Annotated in this window: 20 protein-coding genes; 14 read left to right on the top strand and 6 right to left on the bottom strand. The window is 44.8% G+C overall.

Annotation, left to right across the window (positions count from 1 at the left end):
* Positions 1–63 precede the first annotated feature (63 nt).
* The 5 genes from BT112_RS04660 to BT112_RS04640 form a co-directional block, all read right to left on the bottom strand.
* Complete coding sequence (locus BT112_RS04660; protein ID WP_072316221.1) at positions 64–618, bottom strand: CopD family protein; 555 nt, start codon at positions 616–618, stop codon at positions 64–66.
* A gap of 77 nt (positions 619–695) precedes the next feature.
* Complete coding sequence (locus tag BT112_RS04655; RefSeq protein ID WP_072316220.1) at positions 696–2,060, bottom strand: MATE family efflux transporter; 1,365 nt, start codon at positions 2,058–2,060, stop codon at positions 696–698.
* Positions 2,061–2,161: 101 nt separating this feature from the next.
* Complete coding sequence (gene hemH, locus BT112_RS04650; protein ID WP_072316219.1) at positions 2,162–3,199, bottom strand: ferrochelatase; 1,038 nt, start codon at positions 3,197–3,199, stop codon at positions 2,162–2,164.
* A gap of 216 nt (positions 3,200–3,415) precedes the next feature.
* Positions 3,416–4,135 carry a ThuA domain-containing protein gene (locus BT112_RS04645; RefSeq protein ID WP_072316218.1) on the bottom strand — a complete coding sequence of 240 codons (720 nt, stop codon included), beginning with the start codon at positions 4,133–4,135 and terminating at the stop codon, positions 3,416–3,418.
* A 144-nt stretch (positions 4,136–4,279) separates the two neighbouring features.
* Positions 4,280–5,170: an AraC family transcriptional regulator gene (locus tag BT112_RS04640; protein WP_072316356.1), complete on the bottom strand. Its 891-nt coding sequence runs from the start codon at positions 5,168–5,170 to the stop codon at positions 4,280–4,282.
* Positions 5,171–5,376: 206 nt separating this feature from the next.
* Between BT112_RS04640 and hemA the strand changes: the two genes are divergently transcribed.
* From hemA to hemB, 9 genes are all read left to right on the top strand, one after another.
* Entirely contained in the window at positions 5,377–6,678 is a 1,302-nt protein-coding gene (gene hemA, locus BT112_RS04635; protein WP_072316217.1) for a glutamyl-tRNA reductase, read from the top strand.
* An 88-nt stretch (positions 6,679–6,766) separates the two neighbouring features.
* Entirely contained in the window at positions 6,767–7,726 is a 960-nt protein-coding gene (gene hemC, locus BT112_RS04630) for a hydroxymethylbilane synthase (protein ID WP_072316216.1), read from the top strand.
* Positions 7,727–7,892: 166 nt separating this feature from the next.
* Entirely contained in the window at positions 7,893–9,647 is a 1,755-nt protein-coding gene (locus BT112_RS04625; RefSeq protein WP_072316215.1) for a TrkH family potassium uptake protein, read from the top strand.
* Positions 9,648–9,714: 67 nt separating this feature from the next.
* Positions 9,715–10,401, top strand: coding sequence for a potassium channel family protein (locus BT112_RS04620; protein WP_072316214.1), 687 nt, complete (start codon positions 9,715–9,717; stop codon positions 10,399–10,401).
* Positions 10,401–11,072, top strand: a complete 672-nt coding sequence (locus tag BT112_RS04615) for a uroporphyrinogen-III synthase (RefSeq protein ID WP_072316213.1) — start codon at positions 10,401–10,403, stop codon at positions 11,070–11,072. Before BT112_RS04620 ends, BT112_RS04615 begins: the two co-directional genes overlap by 1 nt.
* Before the next feature lie 57 nt (positions 11,073–11,129).
* A complete protein-coding gene (gene hemE / locus BT112_RS04610; RefSeq protein WP_072316212.1) occupies positions 11,130–12,155 on the top strand; it encodes a uroporphyrinogen decarboxylase in 1,026 nt (341 codons plus the stop codon).
* A 36-nt stretch (positions 12,156–12,191) separates the two neighbouring features.
* Positions 12,192–12,683, top strand: a complete 492-nt coding sequence (locus BT112_RS04605; RefSeq protein WP_139276003.1) for a DUF6973 domain-containing protein — start codon at positions 12,192–12,194, stop codon at positions 12,681–12,683.
* Positions 12,684–12,696: 13 nt separating this feature from the next.
* The gene (gene hemF, locus BT112_RS04600; protein ID WP_072316210.1) at positions 12,697–13,599 is read left to right on the top strand and encodes an oxygen-dependent coproporphyrinogen oxidase; all 903 of its coding nucleotides are present in this window, start codon (positions 12,697–12,699) and stop codon (positions 13,597–13,599) included.
* A 42-nt stretch (positions 13,600–13,641) separates the two neighbouring features.
* Entirely contained in the window at positions 13,642–14,631 is a 990-nt protein-coding gene (gene hemB / locus BT112_RS04595; RefSeq protein WP_072316209.1) for a porphobilinogen synthase, read from the top strand.
* Positions 14,632–14,675: 44 nt separating this feature from the next.
* Here the strand turns inward: hemB and BT112_RS04590 are convergent, their stop codons facing one another.
* Positions 14,676–15,746, bottom strand: coding sequence for a DUF3667 domain-containing protein (locus BT112_RS04590; protein ID WP_139276001.1), 1,071 nt, complete (start codon positions 15,744–15,746; stop codon positions 14,676–14,678).
* A 165-nt stretch (positions 15,747–15,911) separates the two neighbouring features.
* Between BT112_RS04590 and BT112_RS04585 the strand changes: the two genes are divergently transcribed.
* The 5 genes from BT112_RS04585 (at position 15,912) to BT112_RS04565 (ending at position 19,792) form a co-directional block, all read left to right on the top strand.
* Positions 15,912–16,277: a hypothetical protein gene (locus BT112_RS04585; protein WP_139275999.1), complete on the top strand. Its 366-nt coding sequence runs from the start codon at positions 15,912–15,914 to the stop codon at positions 16,275–16,277.
* A gap of 99 nt (positions 16,278–16,376) precedes the next feature.
* The gene (locus tag BT112_RS04580; RefSeq protein WP_072316206.1) at positions 16,377–16,850 is read left to right on the top strand and encodes a hypothetical protein; all 474 of its coding nucleotides are present in this window, start codon (positions 16,377–16,379) and stop codon (positions 16,848–16,850) included.
* A gap of 127 nt (positions 16,851–16,977) precedes the next feature.
* On the top strand, positions 16,978–18,054 hold the full coding sequence (locus tag BT112_RS04575) for a CNNM domain-containing protein (RefSeq protein WP_072316205.1): 1,077 nt from the start codon (positions 16,978–16,980) through the stop codon (positions 18,052–18,054).
* Positions 18,051–18,533 (top strand): methylated-DNA--[protein]-cysteine S-methyltransferase, encoded by a 483-nt coding sequence (locus BT112_RS04570; protein WP_072316204.1) that lies wholly within the window; start codon positions 18,051–18,053, stop codon positions 18,531–18,533. The genes BT112_RS04575 and BT112_RS04570 overlap by 4 nt, the downstream gene beginning before the upstream one ends.
* A gap of 104 nt (positions 18,534–18,637) precedes the next feature.
* Positions 18,638–19,792: a serine hydrolase domain-containing protein gene (locus BT112_RS04565; protein ID WP_072316203.1), complete on the top strand. Its 1,155-nt coding sequence runs from the start codon at positions 18,638–18,640 to the stop codon at positions 19,790–19,792.
* The last annotated feature ends 1 nt before the right edge of the window (position 19,793 follow it).

The raw sequence follows: 19,793 nt of genomic DNA, 5'->3' as shown, positions 1-19,793 counted from the left end.
GCGTTACATTTAAAAACATTTGGCAACATGAGGGAATGTCGCAAATTCCGGGGCATAACTTTATCAGGCTTCCGGGTTCTTTTCCCTTATGCGTTTGTACAACCGGATACCCAGCATAAGTAGGATACCGAGGACAATAATTCCCAGCACTCCGAAAATCCAGTTGATACTGTTTTTCAGGATAACCAGGAATACTATGGCAAAAAGCAGGATAGTAGCCCCTTCATTCCAGATACGCATAAACCCGGAAGTATACTTCAACGCTTCACCGTTTTGCAGTTTCCTGAATATCCGGTGTGTCTCCCCATGGTAGAGAAACAGGAGAAGCACAAAGAAAAGTTTTACGTGCATCCATCCCATTTTCAGCCAGAAAGGGTAGAGGAACAACAACCACACGGCAAAGATGACGGCGAGCACTGCAGAAGGCCAGGTAATAATATACCATAACCTCCGGGCCATAAGCCCCAACTGTTTTCCGAGGATCTCTCTTTCCGGCGAAGGCTTTCCGGCAGCTTCGACCTGGTACACAAATAAACGGGGAATATAAAACAAACCTGCAAACCAGGTTATTACAAATATCAAGTGCAGGGATTTGATATAATTATAGTAGTCTGTCATGAAGCGACTGATTTGTTCCGATAAATTTAGGAATAATATTCATAAAGAGGATGACCCGAACGATATAGATTTTCCTTTTATTCCTTTTCAGCAGAGATGGCCGGCTTGAGCTTTTGCCTGACCTCCCTGTTCAGGTAATAGCCCGTAACCATTGTAGAAAGCAGATCGGCTATGGGAAAGGATATCCACACCCCGATCTCTCCGTAAAAACGCGGAAGCACCAGGATAAGGGGGATAAAGAAAAAACCTTGCCTGGTCAGTGTGAGCAGCAGGGCCGGAACAGCCTTGCCTACGGCCTGAAAATATGCCGCCCCGATAAGCTGTATAGCAATAACAGGGGTAGCGGCAAACACCCAGCGCATGGCATGGGGTGTATTGTTGACCACGTCAGCGTCTGTCGTAAACACCCTTGCGATGGCCTCGGGAAATATCATGATAAAGGTAAAAACGAGTAAAGCCAGCAGAGCTGCGTATTTGATAGCAATATTTATACTTTCCACCACCCGCTTGTACATTCCGGCACCGTAATTAAACCCTGCAATAGGAAGGAATCCCTGTGTTACTCCAAGCACGGGAAACAGGGCAAACATGAGCATCCTCCCGATAATAGCATAAACGGTTACGGAGGCCTCTCCGCCAAGGTGATAGAGAATGTTATTTACAAAAAGATAGGTAATGCTCACTACGGCCTGCCTGGCCAGCGTCACAAACCCGAGTGCTCCTATTTCCCGGACGATATCCAATCGTAGCCCGAGATGTTTCCAGCCAATCTTTAATTCGGAATTTCCGGAACGGAAGAACCATACGATATAAATAAAGCATAGAAAATAAGACCCCGTGGTCGCCCAGGCTGCACCGTACATTCCGTAATCGAGCAGATTGATAAATATATAATCGAGTACCAGGTTACCCACGGAAGGGATCATCATGGCTACCATCCCGAACTTGGGTTTACCTTCTGCCCGGATCACATTGTTCCCCATCATGCACAGAGCCAGGACGGGAACTCCATATAAAACGATGATATAATATACTTTAGCAGGGTCAAAAATATCACCTTTTCCCCCGAAACTGGGTACGATGGAATCTACAAAAGTAAGACCTGCCGCCACAAAAGCAAGGGTAACGATCAGCGTCAGTGTTATCTGGTTACCAAAAGTATAGAGTGCCTTTTTCGGATTATCAGCCCCGAGCGACCTGGATATAATCGATGCCCCTCCTATACCTATCGCCATTCCGAGAGCAGCAATGAAAAAAGATACCGGCAAAACCACATTGATGGCAGCGATAGCTATAGAACCTATCCAGTTACCTACAAATATCGTATCTATAAGAACATTAAGCGACATGACCAGTATCCCGATGGACGCCGGTACTGCCTGTTTTATAAGTAATTTGCCGATGGGGTCCTGCCCCAGGTCTTTCGATGAAATTTTCGTCATAATCTTTTATATCAGACTTCCGGAGACCGCTGCAAAGGATGATAACAGGGCAAGGAATCCCCCTGTTGTTTTTGTACTGCTTCCGGACATGTAGGCAAAGTTTAATTTGTCGCCAAAAGCTCCTCTTCTTTGGCCCATTCGTCCATCCAGCGGGCAAGCACTTTTACCCAGTCGTCCCTGTCGTTGATACACGGAACGACGTGAAACTCATCTCCTCCTTTCTCAAGAAAGTCCTCACGTGCCTCCATCCCGATCTCTTCCAGGGTTTCGAGACAATCCGAAACAAAGGCAGGAGTTACGATAGCCATTTTTTTAGTTCCGTTTTCGGCAAGACCGGCTACGGTCTTATCGGTAAACGGCTGCAACCAGGGATCTTTTCCCAAACGGGACTGAAAAGATGTAGAATACATTCCTTCCTTAAGGCCGAGATATGCAGCCACCTGTTTGGTGGTTTCATAACATTGGTGACGGTAGCAGAACTGGTGTGCCGGAGAAGGCGTATTACAACATTGTCCGTCAATCTTACAGTGCGACTTCGTAATATCTGATTTTCGTATGTGACGTTCCGGGACCCCGTGATAGGAGAACAACAAGTGCTCCCAGTCCTTATTCTGCAATGTTTCCTGTATGGATACCGACAATACACGAATGTAATCGGGGTGGTTATAAAAAGCCGGCAGCGTCGTAAAACGCATGTCGGGAAAGAGCTTCTTTCTGAGCTTTTCGGCAAGGACAAGAATAGTTTCGGTTGTAGCCATGGCAAACTGCGGGTATAAGGGTATCAGCAGAACTTCCGTGACCCCTTTGTCGTATAACTCCTTCAAACCGGCCTCCAGAGAAGGATTGCCATAACGCATGGCGAGTGCCACCGGGACAGATACCAGTTCTTCTACTTTCTCCCGCAATCTCCTGGACAACACGATAAGCGGGGATCCCTCATCCCACCAGATCTTCCGGTATGCTTCCGCAGATTTCTTCGGGCGGGTCCGGAGAATAATCCCTTTTACGATAAAAGCCCGCAATATCCAGGGAACATCTATAACCCGTTCATCCATCAGAAACTCATCGAGATACTTCTTTACATCTTCAACTTTAGTACTGTCCGGCGAACCGAGATTAACCAATAAAACACCTTTCATCCTCTTGCTCTAAATTTTCGGATAAAAATAGGGATTATTTAAGGTTTACAGTCCAGGATTGCCTTTTTTTTACCTATCCTGTTATGGGCAAAATCAATTGCGCGTCTTATTATACGCCGCAGCATTACTCGGTCTGACAGGGCCATAAAAGAGAAAGGCTGCGTTGGTAAACGCAGCCTTTCTCTTCTTATGTGTTTTAAGATATCCGTGGTTTTCTTAACGGAAGAGACAATACTTGATCCCCTCTAAAAGATGTTTTACAAAAGCTTCTTCACTATACGACTCTTTCGTATGCCCTCCACCGGTGTAAAAAGAGCGTCCTCCGGCAAATTCCTGATACCAGGCAATGGGATGTGACGGCCCGTTTGTCCCCCCTTCATAAGAGGATTCATCGAGGTTGAGCAACACTTTTATATTCGGACTTATATTTTTAAAGTTGTACCATTCATCGGTTCGCGTCCAGGTTTCCCCGAGGTGTGAACAGGTGGAGTGGCTCGGCATTTTTACCTGTATACGGGCTTCCTGTATCTTCGGATGATTTTCAAAATAAGCCCCTACCAGCATTCCGTACCAGGGCCAGTCATATTCCGTGTCGGTTGCGGCATGTACTCCTACGAAACCTCCTCCCTTTTCCATAAAAAATTCGAATGCCCGTTGCTGTTCATCGTTGAGAATATCTCCTGTCGTATTCAAAAACACCACAGCATTGTAGTGAGCCAGTGTATCCTTGTTAAAAAGAGAGGCATCCTCGGAATGGGTGACGCCAAAGTGGTTTTCCTGTCCGAGTTTTTCTATCAGCTCCACACCGGTCTCAATAGATTCATGTCGAAAACCGGCTGTCTTGGTAAACACCAGTACATTTTGTTGTTTTTGCGCGTAAAGTCCGAAAGACATTACAGAGAACAATACACCCAGCAGGGCAGAGGTTAATTTCATTCCAAATATATTGTGATTCTTTGATTTTCAGTGTTGATCCGGAACTCCTTCAAGCACAGTAACAACATTTTGTTTTTTTATAAGAGTTCCAAATTTAAGGATTAGTTACGGATTATTACACTCGTGAAAGCTTTTTTTATCGCTTTATCCGTTATTGAGTGACATCAGATATTTCTTGGGCGTTGTCCCGTATTTTTTCTTGAAGGCAGCAATAAAATGACTCGCCGTACTGTAACCTATCTTAAACCCTACTTCGTTGACATTGTGCGCGCCCCCTTCGAGCATTTTCCGCGCGTATTCCATTTTATAATCAAAAAGAAAACTATAAACAGAATCTCCGTAGATCTGTTTGAATCCCGTTTTGAGTTTTTTGAGGTTGAGCCCTACTTCATTGGCCAGTGTTTCCAGTCCCGGTGGCTCTGCCATATTGGCGATGATTATATCCTTAGCCCGTCGTATTCTCGCCACGTTCTCTTCATCTACCAGAAAGGGACACTGCTCTATATCCGCGTCTTCGGGTTTATTGAAAAACAAACTTATAAGTTCGTAAGCCTTCCCTTTCAGATACAGTTTTTTAACCGAATCGTGCATATTATAGTGTGTCATCTGGTTGAGGACCACCATCATGGCCGGAGAAATATCTTCGTTATTGTAGTATTTTTTGTCCCGGTTGTCCTCACTCAGAAAGTGAATATAATCGGCTTCATGCGAAAACAGGGCATGAAATTTCTTAATGGAGATCAACAGGGAGATCAGTTGGGCACGAGGCCCTATTTTCAGGTCTATAGGTAAATCACGTTGCGGGTTGTAAAGCAACAGTGACTGCTCCTCTTCGACCTGCAGGTGATACCTCCCTTCGTTGAAATTAAACCTGGAACTCCCGCGAAGACAAAAGTGAAACTGAATAAAACTACAGTCTATTTCCCTGATTATATGCCGGTCCGAATTCTCCTCATTTTGAATCTTTAACATGGAAAAGCCTTCTTCAAGACCAATTTCGTCAGCAGAACTTACAGCGATATTTTTGTTCTCCATAATCATGCTTCAATCCTTGCTTTTTATTTAGAATTATTCTAAACTGATATTTTTTAAACCGTTGATATTACTACAAATTTATGGTATTTAGGGCACACAGCCCTTCAAAAAGGTAAAAATTTCCTAAAGCGGCATAAAAAGTCCTTTGAGCGTTATTTTTTTATAATGAGGTATTTTACTTTTGTTGCGATTTTAGAAGTTACCTAATGGAAAATTACAACCTTAGCCGGGGAAAATATTTTTATGTCGTAGGACTCAGCTATAAAAAGGCTGATGCGGAGATAAGGGGTAAATTCAGTCTGGACGAAGAAAGAAAGACTATTTTATTGCAACAGGCCAAAACCGAAGGTCTCGATGAAGTGCTGGTGATCTCCACCTGCAACCGCACAGAGATATACGGCTTTGCACAACATCCTTTTCAACTTATCAAATTACTTTGCGACAATTCTAACGGGAGCGTGGAAGAGTTCCAGAAAGTCGCCTATGTATTCAAGAGCAATGAAGCCATTACGCACATGTTTCGCGTAGGTACCGGCCTGGACAGCCAGATACTGGGGGATTTTGAAATTATAGCGCAAATTAAAAAAAGTTTCGCACGCTCCCGCGAGCAGGATACGGCCAATGCTTTCCTGGAGCGTCTCTGTAATTCGGTTATTCAGGCCAGTAAACGCATCAAGAACGAAACAGACCTTTCTTCGGGAGCTACTTCTGTTTCTTTTGCCTCGGTGCAATACATCCTTCAGAACGTAAAAAATATTTCAGAAAAGAACATCCTGCTTTTCGGAACCGGAAAAATAGGACGTAATACCTGCGAAAACCTTATAAAACATACCCGGAACGACCATATCACTCTTATTAACCGCACCAAGGACAAAGCGGAAAAGATAGCCGGGAAATTCAATCTTACGGTTAAAGACTTCAGCGAACTTCCGTCCGAAGTTGAGAAGTGCGATATTCTTATCGTTGCCACGGGAGCACAATACCCGACCGTCACCTCCGATCTCATCCCACACGGGAAAGAAATGCTTATTCTCGATCTTTCTGTTCCGAAAAACGTGGCCGGAAATATTACCGAAACCGGGGTGTCCCTGATCCACATGGATCATCTTTCGCAGATGACGGACCAGACCCTGGAACGAAGAAAAACCTATATACCCAAAGCCGAAGCCATCATCGACGAAGTGAAAGGAGAGTTTACAGAATGGCTTGGTACCCGAAAATTTGCACCTACCATAAAAGCTCTGAAGAAAAAGCTGAAATTGCTGAAAGATGCCGAACTGGATTTTCAACGCAAGAAAATCAACGGTTTTAACGATGAGCAGGCGGAGATTATAGGCAACCGTATTATCCAGAAGATCACTACACATTTTGCCAATCACCTCAAAGAAAACAACGCTTCGGCAGACGAGAGCCTTGAGCTCATCAAGAAGGTATTTCAGCTGGAAAATCTCCATGGCAGTACCGGACCTCTTTCCACGGAAAAAGTATCCAAAGCCGTTACCCGTTGAAAACTTCCGCTAACCTTTAATTCAAAGTCCGCTAAGGCAATGATTGCCATGGCACACCTCATCCAGGAGATGCGGTAAAACCGACAACATGAAAAAAACCATTCGAATAGGAACCCGAGACAGCGAACTGGCCTTATGGCAGGCAAATAAAGTTAAAGAAGGCCTGGAACAATTAGGGTGCAGTACGGAAATAGTTCCGGTTAAATCGGTTGGAGACATTATACTGGACAAACCGCTGTACGAACTCGGAATTACGGGTATTTTTACAAAAACGCTCGATGTAGCCATGATCAGCGGGCAGATAGACGTTGCCGTACACAGCATGAAGGATGTACCAACGGCCCTTCCTCATAGTATCGTCCAGGCTGCTGTATTACCAAGGGCTGATGCCGCCGACCTTCTTATTCATAAAGGAGATCTTTCTTTCTTCGAAAAATCCGGCACTATTGCCACGGGAAGCCTTCGTCGAAGAGCACAATGGCTACACAGGTATCCCGCTCATAAAGTGGAAAACCTGAGAGGAAATATCAATACGAGAATGCGTAAATTACAGGACAGCGACTGGCAGGGTGCTATTTTTGCCGCAGCCGGACTGGAGCGCATCTCTCCGTTCGAAGGCACGAACATACATCCGGAACACAGACTTGCCCTGGACTGGATGATCCCGGCTCCCGCACAGGGCGCCATGCTTGCCGTGGCACTTGAAAACGACACGTACAGCAGGGAATGCCTGGCCAAACTGAATCATCGGGAAACCGAGATATGCACACATACAGAAAGACAGTTTCTTCGTGTGCTGGAAGGCGGTTGTACGGCTCCGATAGGAGCCCGGGCGACAATAACAGATAACGAAATAACGCTTACAGGCGTACTGCTTTCTCCGGATGGAAAACGAAGGCATGATATAAAACGTACTGTTTTGCTGGAACACTACACTTTTCTTGGCGAAACATGTGCCAAGGAAATTCTTGAAGACGGAGGGAAAGAAACTATGGCCCTGATGAAATTGTCCGGCCCTCTGGGTTCCGACCAACAGGTTTCTTCGTAAGAACCTACACGTAACAAGGAAAAGAACCGGTCCTCACTTTATTTTTCAATAAACCCTCTTTATCTTTTTTGTTTATGTAATTTATTCTGAAATTTGCATCTCATTGGTTTGCCACTCAAAATCCGGCAATTAGAGATTAAAGAGAGGAAAATATTTCGGATGGAAAATGCCTAAAAAGAACTTAAAAAATTATAAAAGCCCACTCTCCAAGATTTACGGCTTTACGGATATTATCCTCATCGTGTTCCTGGTTGTCGATTTCGGATACAAGGCAGACTATCACCTGATTTACAATAAATCACTGAGTCTTCTGCTCATTGCCATAACCCTTATAGCACTAAACTTCGTCAGACTGTATATCTCCAAAGATCCCACGGTCAACCGGATGTACAAAGCTAATCTTATCGTATTGATAAGTACGATCGTCATTACACTGACCGTTTTTTTCCTGGGCGATTTTGACAGTTTTCACAAAATAAGGGATATTTCATATCTCATAGACATCGGGCTGATCCTGTATTTCCTGTTACGGCTTACACACCTGCTCCGCAAACTTTATACGGTATATCACAACCCGCTGATCCTGTTTATCGGAAGTTTTATGGTCATTGCCCTCATCGGCTCTTTCCTGCTTATGCTTCCCAACGCTACCACGAATGGTATCGACTATACGGACGCTCTGTTTACTTCGACCAGTGCCGTATGTGTTACAGGGCTTATCGTGATGGATACCGCCACCCAGTTTACTTCGCTGGGGCAAACAATTATCCTGATCATTATTCAGCTTGGCGGAATAGGAATGCTGACCTTTACATCTTTCTTTGCCTTCTTCTTTAAAGGTGGTACTTCGTTCCAGGAAGGCCTCAACATTCGCGACCTCATGGGCACCGAACAATTGAATGACGTTCTGAAAATGGCCATGCAGGTGGTGATCTTTACTTTTGGGCTGGAACTGGCCGGAGCTGTTCTTATTTTCTATTCCGTACACGATATCTCCGAAATAGACAACAAGGTATTTTTCTCTATATTTCACTCTATTTCCGCATTTTGTAATGCCGGATTTTCCACCTTGTCCAATGGCCTGCATGAGCAATATATCAGTCACGCCTACGGTTTTCAGTGGATCATCATGTATCTCATTATACTTGGAGGTCTGGGATATAATATTGCCTTCAATTTTATACGATATGCCAAGCAGTTGTTGCTGAACATTATCACCTTCAGAAAGTTCAAACAACCGGTAAGAGTACTGACGCTCAATTCTAAGATCGTAATTGTAACGACCTCTTTTCTGCTGTTTCTCGGCACCCTCTTTGTAGTGCTCGGAGAATGGGGAAATACACTACAGTCGCACGAAGGCTTCTGGGGAAAGCTCACCACGGCAAGTTTTGTTTCGGTAACAACAAGAACTGCCGGTTTCAACACCGTGAATTTTTCCGAACTCACCATGCCCGTCATTCTGTTCACGATCCTCCTGATGTGGATCGGGGCATCACCGGCTTCGACTGGCGGAGGGATAAAGACCAGTACTTTTGCGCTTGCAACCCTTAATATTATTGCAACGGCCAGGGGAAAAGAACATATAGAAATAGGCACCCGTAAGGTAAACAGCCAGTCGGTAAAACGAGCATTTGCCATTATTTGTATTTCTCTTATCGTTATCGGAAATGCCATATTACTACTTCTGATATTCGAAAAGAAATTTACGCTGATCCAGATTGCATTCGAGGTGTTCTCGGCTTACAGTACCGTAGGACTTTCTTTGGGAATTACAAGCGAACTAAGCAATCCGAGCAAATACGTCCTTATCTTTGTCATGTTCTTCGGAAGAATAGGCCTGCTCAATTTACTGATCGGCATGCTCCGCCGTATACAGCACAATTCGTACAGGTATCCGGAGGAGAATATTTTAATAAACTGATTGTTAATCAATACCGAGTAGGGAAGGTCATACCATTGTCAGACCTTCTTCTCGAAAACACGTACACATGAAAATTATCATCATCGGACTGGGTAACTTCGGATCTTCACTTGCCGTATATCTCACGGAAACGGGAAACGAAGTAATTGGTGTGGACAACAAAATGGAAAAGGTAGACCGTTTAAAGGACACCATAGCCCATACCGTGTGTATGGATGCCACTAATGAAATGGCCTATGAGGCCGTCCCGCTCAAGAATGCAGATATCGCAGTGATTGCCATCGGAGAAAATGAAGGGGCTACCATTATTGCCACGGCTATTATAAAAAAACTCTCGAAAGCCAAGATCATAAGCCGCTCCCTGTCGGCTATTCACGATACGGTATTGCACGCCATGGGCATCGAGATCATCGTGCACCCGGAACAGGAATTTGCAGAAGCACTGGCCAAAAAGATCAACCTCAAGAGTATGATCAACAATTTCGAACTGGACCCCTACCACTCCATTTCGGAAATCAAAGCGCTTCCGGAGTTTGAAGGTAAAACCCTTCAGGAAATAGATTTCCGGAACGAATACAACCTCAACATCATTACTATTATCCGCAAAGAGGTCAAAACCACACTTTTCGGAACCAGACAATCTCTTGGAAAAGTTATGGGCGCCGTCAATAAAGACACGGTAGTTATAGCCAATGATGTTCTCGTCGTATTCGGAGCCAATAAAGATATTGCCAAATTCTGTTCGATGGAATAATGCAAAACAATCTGCGCATATTATCTACGAAAAAGCTACAGATCAATCAAAGAGACCTCCTGCTCCATGCAGGGTTCCGACTGATCGAAGCAGACTTTATTACCGTAAGCCCCAAAAGCACGGACCTCTCTTCGGTGAAAGAAGCGTTGATCTTTACCAGCAGTAATGCCGTAAAAAGCGTAATGCAAAGCGGAGAAGGCAAAAAATTCACGGGCAAGCCCTGTTTTTGCGTGGGGAAAAAAACCAGACTGCTACTCGAGCGCTATGGCTTTGAAGTGGTCCTGCAAAAAGATTATGCTACGCAACTGGCCGAAGAACTCACCACCGTACACCGCCACCGGAGTTTTACATTTTTTTGTGGAAACCTTCGAAAAAATGACCTTCCGGAAGCCCTCACAGAAAGTGGTATAGATTTTAATGAAGTCGAAGTGTACACTACGGAACTCACCCCTTGTAAGATCGATACGCCGTTACAGGGCATCCTGTTTTTCAGTCCTTCCGGAGTTCGCAGTTTTTTGAAAAGCAATACAATTTCCGATGCTGTTTGTTTCTGCATCGGTACCACCACGGCAAAACCCCTCGAAGGGCTTACCCGGAATATTGTCATAGCCTATAACACGGAGATAGAAAGTGTGATCGCGGCTGTGGCAAAACATTTTAAAAAAATATAACCCAGGAAAGTAACCGGGAGCTCACTGCTCCGGTCAACACCTACAACAATGGTAAACATGATAAAAAACGACCTGTTCCTGAAAGCACTTAACGGAGAAACCGTAGAACGTCCCCCGGTGTGGATGATGCGCCAGGCCGGAAGGTATTTACCCGAATTCCGGGCGCTACGCGACAAATACGATTTTTTCACCCGTTGCCGTACCCCGGAACTCGCCGCCGAGATTACCGTACAACCTATCCGTATTGTTAAACCCGATGCCGCCATTTTATTTTCGGATATCCTCGTTATACCACAGGCTATGGGGATTGACGTGGAAATGAAAGAAAACGTGGGACCCTGGCTCCCCAATCCTATCCGCTCCGCCGAAGATGTGAACAACGTTATCGTTCCTGAGATCCACGAAACACTCGGATATGTCATGGATGCGATAAAGCTCACCAAAGAAGAACTAAACAACGAAGTACCACTTATCGGATTCGCCGGATCTCCATGGACCATCTTCTGTTATGCAGTCGAAGGAAAAGGGTCCAAGAGTTTTGACACGGCCAAGGGTTTTTGTTTTTCACAACCCGAAGCGGCTCATAAACTTCTCCAGAAAATTACAGACACCACTATTGCCTATCTGCTTGAAAAGGTCAAAGCAGGATGTAATGCCATACAGATATTCGACAGCTGGGGCGGTATGTTGTCGCCGGTAGATTACCAGGAATTTTCCTGGCCCTATATCAACCAGATCGTGGAAGCCTTAGCTCCGCATACCAAGGTCATCGTATTCGGGAAAGGGTGCTGGTTTGCTCTTCACGAGATGGGCAAAAGCAAAGCAAGTGCTTTGGGTGTAGACTGGACATGCTCTCCGAGGAACGCCCGTTACCTCAGTGGAGGACAGGTAACCTTACAGGGAAATTTTGATCCGTCCCGATTACTGTCTCCACCTGCCACCATCAGGAAAATGGTGCACCAGATGATAGACGAATTCGGAAAAGACCGTTATATTGTCAATCTCGGGCACGGTATTTTACCCCATATTCCCGTGGACCATGCCAAGGCGTTTATAGATGCGGTAAAATCGTATAATTCTTAGTATTTTACACCTCCCCCAGAAAACGTAAACATGTCGTTGTGGAAGTTAATCCGGCATCTGAAATTCAGGCAGATTTTAAGCCTGGTTGTTTTATTTGCAAAATGGCCCCTGATGCTTTACCCCACGGCAAAAGCGACACTAAAGACCATGCGGATATGCCACGACCTTTACCCCGAAAAACACCAGGGAAATGGTCGTGGCAACGCTTTTAGACACGCCTTGTGGAATATCCTCATTACCCGGGAGGCCATGAAATGGAACAGAAACAAGCAAAAATCGCTTGACTGGGCCAAAATCATAACCGATTGGCACGAAAAGTTCGCACCCAATAAAGAGCCGGCCAGATTTATGGACCTGCACAACAATGCCAAAGGAAGAGAATTGTTTGAACGATGGACGGAAAAACGAGATGTGCTTACAGACCGGTATATCGTAAAACAGCTCAAAGAAGCTATGGCCGGCAGTAAAAAAATAACCGGGATCACGGAAACGGATTATCCCGGATTAGTATATATTGAAGAGCCGTAAAACCAGAAGATTTATGAAAAACAAATTCTATTCATATATTCAAGACCTGCAAAACACCATAACCAATGCCCTGGAAAAAGAGGACGGAAGTACTGTTTTCCGCGAAGATCTCTGGGAGCGCCCCGGAGGCGGAGGCGGGCGTACCAGGGTTATAGAGAATGGTGAGGTTTTTGAAAAAGGAGGAGTCAATATCTCCAGGGTATTCGGAAAACTTCCGGAGTCCATGCAAAATTATTTCAAAGTTCAGGATGCCGATTTCTTTGCCTGTGGACTCAGCCTTGTACTTCATCCCAAAAACCCGTTCGTCCCCACCGTACATGCCAATTGGCGTTATTTTGAAATGTACGATAAAGAAGGGAACATCGTAGACCAATGGTTCGGAGGCGGACAGGACCTCACTCCTTATTATCTTTTTGAGGAAGATGCAGTGCATTTTCACCAGACCTGCAAAACGGCATGCGACCTTCACCATCCTTCTTTCTATGCCGATTTTAAGAAAAAATGCGATGACTATTTCCGGAATCCGCACCGGGGAGAGGCCCGCGGCATAGGAGGACTTTTTTTTGACTACTGCAAACCTACGGCCGGGATGTCCGTGGAACGCTGGTATGATTTTGTTACCGGAGTAGGTGACAGTTTTCTACAGGCTTACCTACCCATCGTAAGCAAAAGAAAAGGACTTACATACTCCGAAGCCCACCGTACCTGGCAGGAAATACGCAGGGGACGGTATGTGGAATTCAACCTGGTACACGATAAAGGCACATTGTTTGGCCTGAAGACCAACGGCCGAATAGAAAGTATTCTCATGAGCCTGCCTCCTCATGTACAGTGGGTATACGATCATCGTCCGGAGGAAGGCAGCGAAGAGGAGAAACTTCTCCAAGTGCTGCAAACACCGAAAGACTGGTTGTAGCTCCTGAAAAATAAGTATTCATTTACAGATAAAAACAATATTATGTATCCGCTCAGAAGAAATCGAAGATTACGCAGCAACGAAGTTATCAGAGGACTTGTAAGAGAAACTATCCTGAGTCCTGATGATTTTCTCGTTCCGTTATTTGTCACCGAAGGCAGCAATGTAAAAGAGGAAATCGCCTCTATGCCTGGTTACTACCGGTACAGCCCGGATTTGCTGGAGAAAGAAGTGAAAGAATTATTCCGTATGGGGTTAAGATCCGTACTTCTTTTTGTCAAGGTCCCGGATAACCTCAAGGACAACCGGGGTACCGAAGCCCTTAACCCGGACGGTCTTATGCAGCGTGCTGTAAAAACCGTTAAAAATGCGGTTCCCGACATGCTGGTCATGACCGATGTTGCTCTCGACCCTTATTCTGGTTACGGACATGACGGCGTCGTGGAAAACGGCATTATCCAGAATGACGAATCCGTAGATATTCTTACCGAGATGGCCCTGTCTCATGCCCTTGCAGGAGCCGATTTTGTAGCTCCCAGCGATATGATGGACGGCCGTATATTGTCTATGCGAGAAGCACTGGAAGAGGAAGGTTTGACCCAAACCGGAATAATGAGTTACAGCGCTAAATACGCCTCGGCATTTTACGGCCCTTTCCGCGATGCTCTCGACTCTGCTCCGGTAGATAAACAGGGAATCCCGAAAGACAAAAAGACCTACCAGATGGATTATGCCAACCGTATCGAAGCCCTTCGCGAAACCGAAATGGATATCGATGAAGGCGCGGATATTGTCATGGTTAAACCCGGTTTGTGTTACCTTGATATCGTGAGAGACATCAAAAACGAATTCGATGTTCCGCTGGCAGTATACCAGGTGAGCGGAGAATATGCGATGATAAAGGCTGCATCCGAAAAAGGATGGCTCGATCATGATACTGTGATCATGGAGCAACTCACTGCCATTAAAAGAGCAGGAGCGGATATCATCGCTTCTTACTTTGCCAAAGATGCCATAAGACTGATGAAATAATCATATATACCGGGGGATGCTCGATATGTAGTGTTCCCCGTTTCTTATATAAAACGCAGCGACAGATATATCTCGTAGCACAGCGCAACCCAGAAGAGGACAAAATACACAAAGCCCAGTACATTAAACTTCAGAAGGGTCTTAAACCATCCCTGTCCGTAGACATTGAGCAGGGAAATATAGGCATAGGTGGAAACCAGCATAAAAAGAATGATCGAAACCCAGGTAGCATCGCCTACCCCAAAGTAAATCAATGTAATTCCCAGGCCGTATATCAGATAGGCAAAACTGTGCAAGTGCAGCCCGTGGATGAGATGCTCCACATAATACCGGTCTCCCCGTATGTAAAGAAGCTTTAGCATCAGGGCGAAAAAAGGTAAAAGGAAAAGCATCATTACCGGAAGATTTCTTGCAAACCCCAACAGAAAGAGATTGGAATTGGCCACAAAATTGCGTCTTGTCTCAATATTTGCAAAGTCCAGACCTTTTAAGTTGCTTTCTCCCCAGGCCCGGGCAAAGGTAGTATCCGAAACGGCAGGGTCCTGGGCAAGTATCTTAAGCTCCCGCCAACCCGTTTTGTTCTCAGGATCTTTTCGAAGTTTTGTCACCAATGTATCCAACCCGCTTAAAACGGAAGGATTTTTGTTTCCTGCTACCCGGAGAACACTGTCAATCTCAGCTCTTTTGTTATTTTCCGGATGATCTTGAGCCACCAGGGTATCCTGTAGCGCTATGTTCTCATCCAGCATTCCAAGATAATCGGTAGTCATTACCCGATCGAAAAAATTCCGGGGTATAATAAGACTCACTGCAAAAAAATAAAATATAGACATCACCAGATATAGACGTATCGGGTTCAGATATACGCGTCGCTTACCTTGGTTGTATAAGTTGGTCAGCTTTCCCGGTCTGAAAAAAAATGCCGGAACCGTCTTAAAAAAAGTAGAATCGAAATTGAAATACGTGGAAAAAAAATCGGATATAAAGGTTTTCAGCGGCACTTTCTGGTCCCAATTCTCCTGTCCGCAGACCGGGCAATAATTCTGGGCCTCTCCGAGATCCGCTCCGCAATTGAGGCAATAGGGCAGTTTTTCTTTATTTTTCATAATATCCATAACATCGGAGGGCGATAAAAATACTAAAAAGGTATTATCTGCAAACAGTAACACCTTAAAAAATAAAAATTAAGGTCCCCGTTTTACTTTCACTTCTTTTGACGGCGATAAAAATTTTAACTCCAAATTGGCTGACATACTGTTCTATTCACGTAATTTTGTATTGTGAAAAAGCAGAGACACAAAGTATATACGGCTTTGTCTTTTATGTTTTTATGGCTGGCCACTGTTCTGATGCCGATTCCTCAGGCAAAAGCCGAAACCATAACTCAAAAAAACAAAGACCAGACTTCGCTTAGCATCGCAAAGGCCTCGACCTATGCAGGAGTGTTGAACGAAGAAGAGTCTTCCCGTGCTTTTTTCTCAGGAAAGATAAAAACACTTCCCTCGGGACTTCCCCTTCAGGAATGCTGGCAAAACAATGTTCCACATCGGACAGTTCTGAATAACAGGGCAGTAGATTTTCTGCCCCCCACAAACCTTAAACACCATATCGAACAGCTGCTGTTCCCCTTCCATTTCTTTTATTGATAAACATCTCTTTGTATTGAAGATACACTGTTTCCGGCACACCCTCGATGTCCCGGAACATATCGTCACACTTTTTGTTGATCAATAAAAACTAAAAAAATGGATTTTATATCTCTGGAAATGGGAATAGGTTTCCTGATTATATTCATGGGTCCCATCATATATATTCTGATTAAAGAAAAATCAAAAAAGAAAAAACTGGAACGTCATATCGCAAAGCTATGTGCAGACAATCACATACAGCAAAATCTAACGGTAAGCCTCGCGGGCCATATCCTTGTTTCGGATACGACAGATAAAAAACTGTTGAGCTATCACAAAAAACAGGGCGATTACAGTATTGTAAACCTAAGCGATTTCGACAGCTGCAACGTGCATAAGTCCTGGAATAACGGAGAAGGCTCCAGGAAGATCATACAGAATATCTCAATGATCTTCAATAGAAAAGAGCAAGGTAAACCACTTACTATCAGAATATTTGACGACTCTTATGAGAATCCGCTCGAAGCCGAAGCCATTTTATACGAAACCGATCGTTTTGTACGACACCTCAATACTGCAGCCTTGAAATAAGACTACAGGGCCGTACATTAACGAGGTGTACGGCCTTTTTTTACAGATAATATCCATTCCTTCGCATGCAGGTTTAGGTTTACCCGAGTTCATTTGTTAAATTAGCGAGGACAAAATTAAAACTACAATGACGCTATTGGTCCTCTATGCATTGGTTTCCATACTCTTTTCCTTTTTATGTTCCGTATTGGAAGCCGTATTGCTCAGCATTACCCCTACTTTTATCAACCTTAAAAAACAAGAAGGGAAAAGTTACGCCGCCAACCTGGAAGCTTTGAAAAATGACGTAGACAGGCCCCTGGTAGCTATTCTTACTTTCAACACCATAGCTCACACTGTCGGGGCTATTCTGGTCGGGGTACAGGCCGAGAAAACATTTGGCAGCGGTAACAATGCCGTAGGGATCGTATCGGCAATAATGACCGCACTGATACTTATCGTCTCCGAGATCATTCCTAAAACTATTGGAGCAACCTTCTGGAAACAACTGGCCAACTTCACTTCGAAAACATTGAACCTCCTGATATTTCCCCTGCAATATACCGGCCTGTTGTGGGTACTACGTCTGGCGACCCGTTTGATAGGTGGTAAGGCTGCCCACGAATCGGTTTTCAGCAGGGAAGACTTTACGGCCATGGCAGATATTGCCGAACAGGAAGGTGTGTTTGAGCAGGGCGAGAGCAAGATCATAAAAAACCTGCTTCAATTCAACGAAGTCTATGCCAGGGACATCATGACCCCGAGAACTGTGATAAAAACCGCTTCGGAGGATTTGTCTATAGAGACTTTTTTCAAAAACAATCCGAAACTGCGCTTTTCCAGAATACCTGTTTATAAAGACAACCCCGACAATATTACCGGGTTTATACTCAAAGACGAGGTTATGGAAGAGATCATCAACGGAAACGGAGACCTGAAACTTGCCGATATCCGACGAAATATTCTGATTATCCAGCGCAACCTTCCGATCCCCGATCTGTTCGAGAGTTTTATCCTGCAAAGAGAACATATTGCACTGATCGTCGACGAATACGGCTCCGTAAGCGGGCTGGTTACTATGGAAGATGTTATTGAAACACTTCTGGGGCTGGAAATTGTAGACGAAAGCGATAATGTGGAAGATCTCCAGGTACTGGCCAGAAGAAACTGGCAACTCCGGGCCAAAAGACTGGGTATAATCGATGATACCGAAGAAGAAACATGAAAACAATTTTTGTAAAAACCCCTCTTGGCCCAGCAGCCCTTACAGGAGATAAAAACGGGGTATCTTCCATATCTGTAAGGGATATTGCAGCAGATGAGGTCATATATGATGAAGTCATTCCGGAGGAACTCGAAGATTGTGTCTACCAACTCCGCGAGTATTTTTCGGGCGAACGACACGAATTTGATCTGAAACTCAATCCTTCCGGTTCCGACTTCCAGAAAAAGGTCTGGGATGCCCTTCAGGAAATATCATACGGGAAAACCATGTCCTACCTGGAACTGTCTAAAAAACTCGGAGACGTCAAAGCCATACGCGCCGTGGCAGGAGCCAATGCCCGGAATCCGCTGTGGATTGTTGTCCCCTGCCATCGGGTAATAGGTAATGACGGCTCGCTGACCGGGTATGCCGGAGGTTTATGGCGAAAAAAATGGTTGCTTGAACATGAAAGTCCTTATAAACAGCAATCCTTGTTTTAATCGCTACCGGACAATTTTACCGTAACCCGGTTTCGTTCGGAGAATAAGACCACGGTCCCCAAACGGTTAATTTCTTATCTTTAACTACATCAAACATATTCCGAATGAAAGTCGTCAAAGCTTTTTTCAAATGGCTGCTTATCGTCCTTATCACGGTCATTGCAGGTCTTTACCTCTTCGGGTATGGCTATCTGATCAAGGCGGTGGTCACCATTTACGGCACCGGTCATACCACGGCCTACCTGGAAGATTATACGGCATTTGATAACCGGACCATAGCGGCAGGAAAAGGACAGCCGTGGCCCATACACAAGAATTACAATAAAACGCACGCAACCGAAAACCTGGAGGCCATTCATAAAAAACTCGGTACCGTCGCATTTCTCATCATCAAAAACGACAGCCTTTGGTTCGAGAAATATTATGAAGATTACGATATAAAATCCAGAAGCAATTCCTTTTCCATGGCCAAAAGCATCGTATCGGCAATGTTGGGAAAAGCCATTATGGAAGGAAAGATAAAAAGTCTGGACCAGCCGGTAAGCGATTTTTTTCCGGAATTCTCAGAGGGTACCGCTGCCCGGCTAACGGTCGGTGACCTTTCATCTATGTCCAGCGGTCTCAACTGGGACGAATCGTATTACAGTCCTTTTTCCGTCACCACAAGAGCGTATTTCGACCATAATTTACGGGAGATTATCCTCGGACTCCGCGTTACGGAACAACCGGGCGAGTCTTATAAATACCTCAGTGGAAATACGGAACTTCTTGCCATGGTCCTCGAAAAAGCTACAGGCCGGACCCTGTCGGGTTACCTCTCGGAAAAATTCTGGAAACCCCTGGGTGCCGAGAGTGATGCCTTCTGGCAATTGGACAGTGAAAAAGACGGGCTGGAAAAAGCCTATTGCTGTATAGCGAGCAATGCCCGCGATTTTGCACGTTTCGGAAAATTATACAAAGACTACGGTGTCTGGAACGGAGAGCAACTGCTCGACTCTGCCTTTATCTCCAAATCCATTACTCCCCGTTTTGCCGATGCTCCGCATTACGGATATGGCTTCTGGCTCAGCGACTACAACCATAAAAAAGTATTTTATATGAACGGCCATCTCGGCCAGTACGTTATTACGATCCCCGAAGATAATATCATTATCGTGCGCCTGGGGCACCGCAAGGAAAAACACGCGGATAAAGATCCCCACAGTGAAGATTTTTATGCCTATATACGGGAATCGTATCACATGCTAAATCTCCGATAAT

This window comes from Sinomicrobium oceani (assembly GCF_900119185.1).
GTDB lineage: Bacteria > Bacteroidota > Bacteroidia > Flavobacteriales > Flavobacteriaceae > Sinomicrobium > Sinomicrobium oceani.
Note: the sequence above shows the minus strand (reverse complement) of the source record. Positions and strands in the feature narration are given on the sequence as shown.